This window comes from Pseudomonas sp. PA-4-8C (genome assembly GCF_021606625.1).
Classification (GTDB): Bacteria; Pseudomonadota; Gammaproteobacteria; order Pseudomonadales; family Pseudomonadaceae; genus Aquipseudomonas; species Aquipseudomonas lactis.
Map to the genome: position 1 here is coordinate 1 of NZ_WKCD01000170.1, position 11860 is coordinate 11860.

11 protein-coding genes and 2 pseudogenes are annotated in these 11860 nt (G+C 62.0%); 8 read left to right on the forward strand and 5 right to left on the reverse strand.

Annotation, left to right across the window (positions count from 1 at the left end; all coding sequences use genetic code 11):
- The first annotated feature begins 143 nt into the window (after positions 1 to 143).
- Positions 144 to 731, forward strand: a complete 588-nt coding sequence (locus GIW04_RS20810) for a TetR/AcrR family transcriptional regulator (protein ID WP_120249086.1) — start codon at positions 144 to 146, stop codon at positions 729 to 731.
- Here the strand turns inward: GIW04_RS20810 and GIW04_RS20815 are convergent.
- From GIW04_RS20815 to GIW04_RS20825, 3 genes and pseudogenes are all read right to left on the reverse strand, one after another.
- The gene (locus GIW04_RS20815) at positions 715 to 2070 is read right to left on the reverse strand and encodes an MATE family efflux transporter (protein ID WP_120249085.1); all 1356 of its coding nucleotides are present in this window, start codon (positions 2068 to 2070) and stop codon (positions 715 to 717) included. The two genes, GIW04_RS20810 and GIW04_RS20815, sit on opposite strands and share 17 nt — an antisense overlap.
- Before the next feature lie 242 nt (positions 2071 to 2312).
- Entirely contained in the window at positions 2313 to 3479 is a 1167-nt protein-coding gene (locus tag GIW04_RS20820; protein WP_236479166.1) for a hypothetical protein, read from the reverse strand.
- 235 nt (positions 3480 to 3714) lie between these two features.
- Positions 3715 to 4546, reverse strand: a pseudogene (locus GIW04_RS20825) (IclR family transcriptional regulator).
- Between the two features lie 19 nt (positions 4547 to 4565).
- Between GIW04_RS20825 and GIW04_RS20830 the strand changes: the two are divergent.
- From GIW04_RS20830 to GIW04_RS20860, 7 genes and pseudogenes are all read left to right on the forward strand, one after another.
- Positions 4566 to 5288 (forward strand): annotated as a pseudogene (locus GIW04_RS20830) (ABC transporter ATP-binding protein); the annotation flags it as partial.
- Entirely contained in the window at positions 5285 to 6130 is an 846-nt protein-coding gene (locus tag GIW04_RS20835) for an ABC transporter permease (RefSeq protein ID WP_094774098.1), read from the forward strand. The pseudogene GIW04_RS20830 and the gene GIW04_RS20835, both read left to right, overlap by 4 nt.
- A 4-nt stretch (positions 6131 to 6134) precedes the next feature.
- Positions 6135 to 6929 (forward strand): ABC transporter permease, encoded by a 795-nt coding sequence (locus GIW04_RS20840; RefSeq protein WP_120249083.1) that lies wholly within the window; start codon positions 6135 to 6137, stop codon positions 6927 to 6929.
- Positions 6929 to 7219: a (2Fe-2S)-binding protein gene (locus GIW04_RS20845; protein WP_120249082.1), complete on the forward strand. Its 291-nt coding sequence runs from the start codon at positions 6929 to 6931 to the stop codon at positions 7217 to 7219. The genes GIW04_RS20840 and GIW04_RS20845 overlap by 1 nt, the downstream gene beginning before the upstream one ends.
- Positions 7216 to 8559, forward strand: coding sequence for an FAD-dependent oxidoreductase (locus tag GIW04_RS20850; protein ID WP_120249081.1), 1344 nt, complete (start codon positions 7216 to 7218; stop codon positions 8557 to 8559). Before GIW04_RS20845 ends, GIW04_RS20850 begins: the two co-directional genes overlap by 4 nt.
- A complete protein-coding gene (locus tag GIW04_RS20855) occupies positions 8556 to 9653 on the forward strand; it encodes an NAD(P)/FAD-dependent oxidoreductase (RefSeq protein ID WP_236479168.1) in 1098 nt (365 codons plus the stop codon). Before GIW04_RS20850 ends, GIW04_RS20855 begins: the two co-directional genes overlap by 4 nt.
- Positions 9654 to 9666: 13 nt before the next feature.
- A complete protein-coding gene (locus GIW04_RS20860) occupies positions 9667 to 10698 on the forward strand; it encodes an ABC transporter substrate-binding protein (protein WP_057710385.1) in 1032 nt (343 codons plus the stop codon).
- A gap of 3 nt (positions 10699 to 10701) precedes the next feature.
- On the opposite strand, the gene GIW04_RS20865 is transcribed toward GIW04_RS20860, so the two are convergent.
- Positions 10702 to 11349 carry an isochorismatase family protein gene (locus GIW04_RS20865; RefSeq protein WP_120249079.1) on the reverse strand — a complete coding sequence of 216 codons (648 nt, stop codon included), beginning with the start codon at positions 11347 to 11349 and terminating at the stop codon, positions 10702 to 10704.
- A 221-nt stretch (positions 11350 to 11570) separates the two neighbouring features.
- Positions 11571 to 11860 (reverse strand): SDR family oxidoreductase (locus GIW04_RS20870; RefSeq protein WP_236479169.1); only part of this gene is annotated, 290 nt, incomplete at its 5' end.

Consider the following 11860-nt stretch of genomic DNA (forward strand, 5'->3'; position numbering starts at 1 on the left):
GGGTTTGCCATCCTGCTTGACCTCTTGCTCGACGCCCTGGGCTTGCTATCTGAAGCCATCAGGGCAGAATACATACGGTGCGTATGTGGCAGATCATGCTTCGCATACGCAGCGTATGTCAATCACTTAGCCAAGAGACGTCCATGAGCCGAGCCCGAGCTGAAATGATCGAAGACACCCGCGCCCGCCTGATAGCGAGCGCGCGCCGGGCCTTCGCCACCCAAGGCTATGCCAATACCTCGATGGATGACTTCACTGCCCGCGCCGGGCTGACGCGCGGGGCGCTGTATCATCACTTTGGTGACAAAAAAGGGCTGCTGGCAGCGGTGGTCGCTCAACTGGACAGCGAGATGGACGTGCGCTTGCAACGCATCTCGGAGCAGGCCGTAGAGCCTTGGAGCGGTTTTTGCGAGCGCTGCCGCGCCTATCTGCGCATGGCCCAGGACCCGGAAATCCAGCGCATTGTATTGCAGGATGCACCGGCGGTACTCGGCGACACCGGCTCCCAACAACACTGCGTCGAGTCCTTGCGCCAATTGCTGGAGGCCCTGATGCAAGCAGGACTGATACCCGCGGCACCCAGCCACGCACTGGCGCAGTTAATCAACGGCAGCCTGGTCAATACCGCGTTGTGGATTGCCCGGGATGAACACCCGAGCACACGGCTGGAAGAAGGCTTGCAAGGCCTGGAGCTGCTCTTGCAGGGGTTGAGCCTCACACCAACCGCTTGATCTGCTTATGCCGCCACACAAAGCGGTAATAGGCGATCTGCAATACCAGCATCGCCAGGTAGGTCACCGGAAATGCCATCCACACCCCTTCCAATCCGAAGTGGGCGTTGAACAGATAGGCCATCGGCAGTTCCACGCCAAGCACGCAGAAGATCGAGATCGCCACCGGCATCAGCACCACCCCGCTGGCGCGCATGATGCCGCCAATCACCGCCTGGAAGCCAAATACCAGAATGCTCCAGAGCATGATGTGCAGCAGGTGTTCGGCCCGTACCCGTGCGCTGCCGTCGGTGATGAACAGGCCCAGCAACCAGTGGGATAGCCCATAGCCGAGCACGATCAAGCCACCGGTGAGGCACAGGTTGATTACAAGCCCCGTGCGCAGGATCGGCCCGATGCGCTCCAGGCGCCCAGCGCCAATCGCCTGGGCGCCGAGGATCGAGGCGGTAATGGCGATCGACAGCGCCGGGAACTGCACATAGTTGACGATCTGCGTCACCGCGCCATAGGCCGCCGTGGCCTGGGAACCGTGGCCGTTGACCAAAGCCAGGATGACCAACTCCGACAGCGATAGCACCACCATCTGCAAGCCCGTCGGCAGGCCGATGCGCAGGACTTTGCCGAGGATAACGCGGTCCAGGCGCAAGGCGGCAAGCAGCTCGCGGTCTGGCGCCATCACGTGGTTTTTGTGGCGCAGGCGCAGGATCAGAAACAGCATCGCCAAGGCGTTACCCACCAGCCCGGCATACACCGCACTCTGGATGCCCATGGGTGGCAGGCCGATCCAGCCGCGAATCAGCGCAGGCGTGAGCAGCAAGCCCACCAGGGTGGAGACCATCAATGCCAGCAACGGCGAAATCGTGTCGCTGACCCCACGCAGCAGTTGGGTATAGAGGATGAACACCAGCAACAACGGCATGATCAACATCATCATCTGGGCATAGCCCACCGCATCGTCGAGCACATCGATCGGCGTACCCAAGGCCTGCAACGCCGGGCGCGCGAACACGCTGCCCAGCACTGCCGCCAGCAAACCCACCAGTGCGCCGAGGGTCAAGGTGGCACCGGTGATCTTCTTGACCATTGCTGTTTCCTGGGCTCCCCACGCCTGGCCGATCAGCACCGAGGCGCCCGCCCCCAGGCCGATCACCAGCGCGATGAAGAAAAACACAATGGGAAACATACCCGACACCGCCGCCAGCGCCTGGGTGCCGAGCATCTGCCCGACATAGATGCCATTGAGGGTGCCGGAAAAGCTCTGGAGGAAATTGGACAGCACCATCGGTGCGAGAAAGATCAGGTAGACCTGCCACAGCGGGCGTTGCAAAGGACTTTGCATGAAGTACGGGGCCTCGGAAGACAAAAGCGTCCGAGGGTTATACCGTAATTGGATCCGATTCAGCTGCGCTTTATCCAGCAGCGGAGGCTGCGAGGGGGCGCGCGAACAGGTTAACGGCGCGAGCGACCCGTGGGTCAACTCGCTTTTCATAAAGGCGCGCTTGCCTGAGACGGCGACGACTCAATTCAACAGGGGGTTCAAGTTGTCCCCGTCGCAGACAAGTCGAGAAAATAAACGCTTGGTTATCGCCTCTTTTCCATCAGGTAATCGATATTGGCGATATCGAACCGCTCATCTTTATAACCTTTACCGCCGTTGCCGTTAGTACCGATGTCCAACTCATTCAGCAGCGGCTGGCGCTTGAGCAACTCCTGGGCAAGTGCACGCACCCGCGGACTATAAGTGGCATCACTCGGCATCACTCCTGCAGCCTTTCTCACTTCATCAAAGTTGACGTAGCCGTTGTAAGTACCCTGGCTTATTTCACCGAAGCTCTCCTTGAGATTTTGCAGAAGATCGTGATCACTCATGGTCCGGAACTCGTTCGACACTTCACCCAGATCTTCCCGGGAGAAGCGTCCATCCAGGGTGCCTGTTTTACCTTGGTCGAGCTGTTTGAATAGCCCGCCACGGCTCTGCATCTCTCGGACGAGGTCCATTTCGTCTTGCGTGGCCCGTCGGCCGTCCAAATGGTAGCCGCTCGCGATGGAACGGAGCGATTTGTCAGTGATGAAGCCCGGCGTATTGGGGTCTTCCAGGGCGCCAAAACGAGCCAACACTTTATTGGCAAAATCCTCATTGCTGTCATTGGCATATGGCCGAGGCGCAGACATCGATCCCTGGCCATACTGGGAATAACCAGCCGAGGGGGTCTGGAAGGCTGCTCCTCCGTTATACGGTGATGACTGATCATGGTTTTGCACAAGCGGTGGTGGATTCATCAAGGAATGCCGCATGCCACTGTTGTAACCACCCGAAAACTGTTGCCTCTGAGGGGGGGCGCTGAAAGGCATCTCCTGAGCCTGGAAGTATGCGTCTGTTGCGTCTGCATCGCCTTGGCTGATACGGCCATCTTGATGACCGCCATGATTGATGCCATCCAGCATGCCGCACATCTGGGGGTTAGCGAGTATCTCCCGAGCCAACATTGTCATTTGATTATGATAAGGATCGGCTGACATGCCACGATTGGCCACATTTTCAAGCGATGCACGCGTGACAAAAGGAGTTCCAGGCTCTTGAAAGTAATTGAAGCTGGAGGCGAAGGTACTTGCAACCGGGGATGGAGTAATCCCGCCACCGTTATTTCCAACCCGGCCGGCGTTACGCCCCTGGCCTTGCTCGAGAGGATTGGATCTTATGTCTAATGCTGGCGAAAAACGATTAAGCGTCATGAATTGTTCGACCATAACATCACCTCAGATAATATAAATAGTCAGCGACCAACACAGGATAAAAATCTATACCTGGCCAACGCTAATTCTGTGGCGGCATATCTATGGATGGTTCCAAAAAAAGCAGACAAATATACAGTTGCTCGTACGAAGGCCACGTCCAGTACCGTGTAAAGGAACCAGACCGATGGATGAATTCACCTCTGAAAGATGTAGGAAGACTCTTGAAAACAAAGGTTACTCCCGCGAGCTACCCGCCAAAGGCCTGTGAAGGCCTGCGCAATGTCGGGTCAAACGGGTTGATCCGTGGCCCGATCGCCGCCGCTTCACGCTTGAGCAACTCCACCACCATCGGTAGCCGACCCGGCCCCAGCCGATCGCTGATGGTCGCCACACTCAACGCCGCCACCGCGTGCCCGTCCCGATTGAGAATGGGCACCGCCAGACCGGCCATGCCTTCAAGCACGCCGGTATTGCGCGCGGCATAACCCAGGCGCTGCACATTCTCCACTTCCGAGCGCAACAGCACTTCGTCGTACAGGTGAAAGTCCTTGAGTCGAGGCAGGTTGTAGCGAATCACGGTTTCACACTCCTCTTGCGGCAGGGAATGCCAGGATCGCCAGGCTGCCCTGCCCTACCCCCAGCGCAACACGCCCACCGATATCGCCGGTGAATGTGCGGATGGGGTACGGGCCTTCGCTGCGATCCAGGCAGATCGCGTCAAACCCGCTGCGCGCCAGCAAAAACAGGGAATCGCCCAACGACGCACTCAGGCGCAACAGGCTCGGCCGTACCAGGTCGCGCAGGTTGCCGGTCTTGCCCGCCTTGGCCGCCAGGGCGAAGAACTCCAGGCTCAGGCGATAGCGCTTGCTGCGCGCGTCCTGTTCGACCATGCCCTCCTCCACCAGGCTACGCAGCAGGCGGTGGGTAGTAGGTCGGGACAAGCCAACCTGTTGGGCGAGCTGGGTAACACGCTCGCCGCCCTCGGGCACCTCGCCCAGGGTACGCAGCAATGCGAACAACCGAGACACGCCGCCCGCGCCGACTTCCTTGCTGCCATCATTTCGCTCAGTGAAATCCAAACCGATTAACTCCCTATAACGTAAGGTGCCGGCCGTGGAAATTGCCAGCAAGGTCAACAGCGTACTGGAGCTGGTACGCCTGGCCCCTCACGCCGAGCGCTACCCCCGGGAGTTGTCCGGCGGCCAGCGCCAGCGCGTGGCCCTGGCCCGTGCGTTGGTGATCGAACCGCCGGTGCTGCTGCTGGATGAGCCGCTGTCCAATCTCGACGCCAACCTGCGTGAAGAAATGCAATTTGAAATCCGCCGCATCCAATGCGCTGTCGGTATCACTACCTTGATGGTCACCCACGACCAGGCCGAAGCCCTTTCCATCAGTGACCGTGTGGTGGTGATGCAGGCCGGGCGCGTGACCCAGATCGACGTGCCATACAAGCTCTATGAACACCCGCGCACGCGCTTTATTTCGGACTTCGTCGGCAAGGCCAACCTGCTGGCCGGCGACTACGATGCCCTCGGCACGCCCCAGGTGCGACACGAGGGTGGCGATGGCAAACTGACCCTGAGCCTGCGCCCGGAAAAGATTCAACTGGTGGATGCAGGCGCCGGTCGCGTGCAAGGCAAGGTGCTCGACCGCTATTTTTTCGGCAGCCAATGGCTGTACCGCATTCACACCTCGCTCGGCGAAATCACCGTGGTGCGCGGCAATGACGGCAGCCCACCGCTGAGCTCTGGCATGGCGGTGGGCCTGCAATGGTACGCGGATCTGCTGCGGGTGCTGGCGGCGGATGAGGTGCACCCATGAGCCGCGGTTACCTGCTCTCGCTGCGGGCGTTGGTGCTGTTTGCCGGGCTGCTGATCCTGCCACTGGGCCTGACGTTGGTGCTGTCTTTCAACGTGTTTGACTACCAGGTGGGTGTAAAGGCCGATGAGTGGACCCTGGCCCATTACCTGGCGTTGTTCAGCGATGCCTACTTCTACGAGATTTTCTGGCGCACCTTCTGGATCAGCGCCCTGGTAACGCTGCTGTGCGTGGTGATCGGCGTACCGGAGGCCTACATTCTCAGCCGCATGGGCACGCCGTGGCGCTCGATCTTCCTGATCGTGATCCTCACGCCGCTGCTGATTTCGGTGGTGGTGCGTGCGTTTGGCTGGAGCCTGCTGCTGGGTGCCGACGGACTGATTAACCAAATGATCCAGGCCCTCGGCGGGCGCCCGATGAAGCTGCTGTATACGCCGTTCGCCGTGATCATTGCGTTGGTGCACGTGATGCTGCCGTTCATGATTATCCCGGTGTGGACCTCGCTGCAAAAACTCGACCCCTCGGCCGAACAGGCGGCGTTGTCCCTGGGCGCCAGCCAAGCCACGGTGATGCGCAAGATCGTGCTGCCCCAAGTGATGCCCGGTGTGCTGTCCGGCACCCTGATCGTGTTCGGTTTGGCTGCCAGCTCCTTTGCGATCCCCGGTCTGCTGGGTGGGCGACGCCTGAAGATGGTCGCCACCGTGGTGTACGACCAATACCTCTCGGAACTCAACTGGCCCATGGGCGCGACCCTCGCGGTGGCGCTGCTGTTGGTCAATCTGCTGATCATGCTGAGCTGGAACCGCATGGTCGAAGGCCGCTACAAAAAGTCCCTGGGAGTTTAAGCGCATGTCCAGAAATGGTCCTTTGGCCCTCGGTTTCCATGCCGTGGTGGTGCTGTTCATGATGGCGCCACTGGTGGTGGTGTGCCTGGTGGCATTCACACCAGAGAACACCTTGAGCCTGCCCACGTCGGGCTTCTCCCTGCGCTGGTTTCGCGCGGTGTTCGAACGCGCCGACTTTATCCAGGCGTTCTACAACAGCCTGATCCTGGCCTTCACCGCCGCCACCCTGGCGACCCTGATCGCGGTGCCGGCGGCCCTGGCGATCAGTCGCTACTCGTTCCCGGGGCGCAATTTCTTCAGCGCGCTGTTCCTCTCGCCCATCATCATTCCGCACCTGGTGCTGGGGGTGGCGATGCTGCGCCTGTTTGCGCTGATGGGCGTGAACGGCAGCTTTACCTGGCTGATGCTCGCGCACGTGGTGATCATCACCCCCTATGTGTTGCGCCTGGTATTGGCGGCGGCCATCGGCATTGATCGCAGTGCCGAGCAGGCCGCCGAATCCCTCGGCGCCGGGCGCTTTACGCTGTTCCGGCAGATCACCCTGCCGATGATTTTGCCCGGTGTGGCCGGTGGGTGGTTGCTGGCGTTCATCAACAGTTTCGATGAAGTGACCCTGTCGATTTTCGTCAGCTCGCCGGCCACGCAAACCCTGCCGGTGCGCATGTACGTGTACGCCACCGAGTCCATCGACCCAATGATGGCGGCCGTGTCGGCGCTGGTGATCGCACTGACGGCAGCGACCATGATTGTGCTCGACCGGGTCTACGGGCAGGACCGCGTGCTGGTGGGGAAACACTGATGGCCTTGTTCAAGCGACTGAGCGAAACCCAACGCCCTGCCCTGGCCTTCACCCTCGACGGCCAGCCCGCCACGGGGTTGCTCGGCGATACCCTGCTGACCGCCATGCTGACATGTACCGAGCACCTGCGCGGCAGTGATTTCAGTGCCGAGCGCCGCGCCGGGTTTTGCCTGATGGGCGCGTGCCAGGATTGTTGGGTGCGCCTGGCCGATGGGCGGCGGGTGCGCGCCTGTTCGACCCTGCTGGAAGAAGGCCAGGCGATCAGCCGTGATCCGGGGCGCCAGCCATGAAGCCGGTAGTGATAGTGGGCGCAGGCCCGGCGGGAATCAGCGCGGCGCGCACCTTGCTCGACCATGGCATCACACCGTGCCTGGTGGATGAGAGCCCGCGCGGTGGCGGGCAGATTTATCGGCGCCAACCCCCAGGGTTCCAACGCTCTGCCCGGCAGATCTACGGGTTTGAAGCGCGCAAGGCCCAAGCCGTGCACCAAACCATGGATGCACTGGCAGCGCTGATCGACTACCGGCCGGACACCTTGGTGTGGAATGCCGAAGACGGTCGCCTGGACATGCTCAATAACGGGCGCGCCGACAGCCTCGAATACGCGCAGGTGATAGTCGCCACCGGCGCCACCGACCGTATCCTGCCGGTGCCGGGCTGGACATTGCCCGGTGTCTACAGCCTGGGCGCGGCGCAAATTGCCTTGAAGTACCAAGGCTGCGCGATTGGCGAACGCGTGGTGTTTTGTGGTTCCGGGCCGTTGCTCTATTTGGTCGCTTACCAATACGCAAAGGCCGGCGCCAAGGTGCTCGCTGTACTCGACAGTGCGCCGCTGAGTGCCCAGTGCCGTGCCTTGCCGGCGCTGCTCAGGCAACCGGCAACCCTGGCCAAGGGTATGTATTACCGCGCCTGGCTGACCGCCCACGGGGTTCCCGTGCATCAGGGCGCAATGCTCAAGCAGATCGACGGCGACCAACGGGTGTGTGGCATTCGCTGGGGCGAACAAACTCTGCCATGCGATGCGGTGGCCTTTGCCCACGCCCTGCGCAGCGAAACGCAATTGGCCGACCTGCTCGGCTGTGAATTTGCCTGGAACCGCCTCAACCGCGCCTGGTTGCCGCAACGTGACAGCGCCGGGCGCAGCAGTGTCGAGGGGGTGTACCTGGCGGGCGACGGCGCCGGCATCATGGGCGCCGATGCCGCGCACATGGCCGGCGAATGTGCCGCGCTGGCGCTGCTGGAGGATACCGGTGTCGTGGTCGACCAACACCGCCGGGCCACGCTGGAGCGGCAGTTGGCGCGTATCCAGCACTTTCGCCAGGGCCTGGAAACCGCCTTCCCCTTCCCCGAACACTGGGCCGCGCAGGCGCCAGACGAACTGATCCTGTGCCGCTGCGAAGAGGTCAGCGTCGGCGAGGTGCGCGCCGTGGTGGATGAAGGCCACTGGGAAATCAACCGGGTCAAAGCCCATTGCCGCGTCGGCATGGGCCGTTGCCAGGGGCGAATGTGCGGGTTGGCGGCGGCGGAAATCGTCGCCGAGCGTAGCGGCCGCGACCTCCCACAGGTCGGGCGTTTGCGGGGCCAGGCACCGATCAAGCCGCTGCCGTTTGGCGTGCAGGTGCAGCCATGATCGACGTCATCGTCTTGGGAGGAGGCATAGTCGGCGCTTCGGCGGCCTTGATACTCGCCCAGAAAGGCCAGCGTGTGGCCCTGGTAGAACGGGATTTTTGTGGCTCGCATGCAAGCGGCGTCAATTACGGCGGCGTGCGGCGCCAGGGGCGGCCCTTGCATCAGTTGCCGCTGTCGCAGCGCGCCCATCAACTGTGGGCCAACCTGCCCGGGTTGATTGGTATCGAGGGTGAATACGTGCGCTCCGGGCATTTGAAGCTGGCACGCAGCCTTGGGGATTTTGCCGCACTGCCAGCCTCCGCCGAGCAGACCCGTGGCTTCGACCTGGGCCTGCAACTGCTGGACCGCAGCGAGTTACGCAGGCGTTTCCCCTGGGTGGGCGACGTGGCAGTGGGCGCCTCGTTGTGCCCGGACGACGGGCATGCCAACCCGCGCCTGGTGGCCCCGGCCTTCGCCCGTGCCGCCCAGCGCCATGGCGCTGCGGTGTACGAGCAAGCCGAGGTAATCCGCATCGAGCACGACAGCCGGCTATTCCAGGTGCACTGCGCCAACGGGCTGCACTTGCAAGCGCCATGGCTGCTCAACTGCGCGGGCGCCTGGGCCGGCAAGGTCGCCGCGCAATTGGGCGAGCCGGTGCCGATCATCTCGGCGCACCCGGCGATGCTGGTCACCGAGCCGCTGCCGGGGGTGATGACCGTCAGCACCGGCGTCGAGGGTGGCGGCATCTATGCGCGGCAAGTCGCCCGCGGCAATTGCATTCTCGGTGGCGGGCGCGGCTTTGCCCTGGGCCCGCAGCAGGCCAGGCCGGGCCAGGCAGCGGTGCTGGAGATTCTGCGTAATGCCGGCGAACTCTACCCGTTTCTCCAGGGTGCCCAGGCCATTCGCACCTGGAGTGGCACCGAAGGTTACCTGCCCGACCACGAACCGGTGATCGGCCCCAGTAGTACCCAACCCGGCCTGCTCCACGGTTTCGGCTTTGCCGGCGCCGGGTTCCAGCTCGGCCCCGCCGTCGGTGAAGCCTTGGCAGAGATCGTCTGCGACGGCACCAGCCGCCAACCCATCGAAGCGTTTTCCATCCGTCGTTTCCAAGCCTGAGAGGAAAAACTCCATGCAATCACGTCTCGCGTTGTCCTGCTTGTCCCTCGCCTTGCTGACCGGCACGGCCCATGCCGCCCCCACGCTGTACCTGGGCATGAACGGCGGCACCATGGAACGGGTGTACGCCGACAAGGTGCTGCCCGCCTTCGAAAAGGCCAATAACGTCAAGGTCGTGATCGTACCCGGCACCTCCTCGGACATCCTCGCCAAGGTCCAGGCCAACAAGGCCAACCCACAGATGCATGTGATGTTCCTCGACGACGGCATCATGTACCGCGCCATCTCCATGGGCCTGTGCGACAAGCTCGCGCCGAGCCCGCCGCTGGAACAGATCCCGGCCAAGGCCCGAATCAAGGACGAGGCCGTGGCCGTGACCCTGGGCGTCACTGGCCTTGGCTACAACGCCAAGATGTTCAAGGACAAAGGCTGGGCCGCGCCCACCTCATGGATGGACCTGGCCGACCCGCGCTTCAAGGACAAAGTAGTGTTCCAGTCCCTAGCCTCCTCCACCTTCGGCCTGCATGGCTTCCTGATGTTCAACCGCATCCAGGGTGGCGACGAAACCAATGTGGAACCGGGCTTCAAGGCCTGGCCTAAGACCGTTGGCCCCAATGTGCTGGAATACATCGCCAGCTCCGCGAAAATCTCCGAGATGGTGCAGACCGATGAGGCCGCGATCTTCCCCCTGACCCCGACCCAGGTCGCCACACAAAAGCTGCTCGGCATACCGATGGAGTACGCGCAGCCCAAAGAAGGTGCGGTGGTGCTCAACGTGGCCGAATGCGTGATAGCGCGCAATGACCAGCCGGAACTGGCGCAGAAGCTCGCAGCGTTTTTGCTGACCGCCGAGGCCCAGGCGCCGGCGTTGGAAGAAGGTGACCAGATCCCGTCGAACCCGACCACACCCACCACCGACAAAACCCGCGCGCGGGTGGAGGCCATGCAGGGTTATCTGCAGACCGCCATTTCGATTGATTGGGACCAGGTCAACCAGGCACGGCCGCAGTGGAATGCGCGGTGGAGTCGGTCGATTGAGCGTTGAGGCTTAGCCCTGCGCAATCAGGGCCAATTCTTCGCGGGTGCGACTGACGTGTGCACCGGCCTTGAGCAATTCGTCGACAGCCTGTACACCGCCCTCCTCGCTGATGCCTCGGCACGCCGGCAAATGCAGAACAACGTGCAAGCCGGCCTTGAGCAATTGCAACGCGGTGGTCTTGACGCAGTAATCCAGCGCCAGGCCGCCGACGATCACGCGGGCCACGCCGTGGGCCTTGAGGTACTCGATGACGCCGGTGGACAGTTTGTCGTGCAGGTCGTGGTAACAGGCGCCGTAGGGGTGCAGGTCGGGCTCGACCCCTTTCCAGATGAAGTAGTCGTAGTCATAGGGCGTGGGCAACTCATCGAGCAAGGTGAACCCCTCGGTGCCCGGCACGCAGTGGCTGACCCAGGTCACGTCGGCATGGACCAGGCCGGTGGGTTGCAGCATCTCGCTGTGTTGCGCGACCATCCAGGGCGCGTGGGGGGTGTGGGCGTCCTTGCTGCCGATGCGGTGGCCGGCGAGGCTGGCCATGTAGTTGAGTTCGGCACCAATGTGGTCGCCACCGGCCACTGGCAACTCGTCGGGGCATAAAGGCGTGAAGCTCTTCTGGGCGTCGACGTCGAATGAAGCGATGGCAGCTTTCGAAAGGCTCATGGTCGTTCTCGGGTGGTCTGCACGTACGACCGCCTGAGGGCGAGCGTAGAAATCTTGAAGTATGGGACAGTTTACTGCGGGGATCGATGCTTTGCTGACTCACCTATTCTCAAGAACGCTGAAGTTCAAAGGTGGGAGCTGGCTTGCCTGCGATGATTGGAGTGAATCCACCAGCGCTATCGCAGGCAAGCCAGCTCCCACAGTTGGGTCAGCGTCAAACACTAGTTCATCCAATTGCCGCCATCAACGTTATAGGTCTGGGCCACCACATAATCGGCGTCCTTCGACGCCAGGAAGATCGCCATGCCGGTCAGGTCTTGCGCCGTGCCCATCCGCCCAAACGGCACCTCATCCCCTACGCGCTTTTTCTTCTCGCCAGGCGCCAGCCCTTCATGCCTGGCGAACAGCGCATCCACCCCGTCCCAATGCTCACCGTCCACCACACCGGGGGCGATGGCATTCACATTGATGCTTTGCTTGATCAGGTTCAACCCCGCCGATTGCGTCAGGC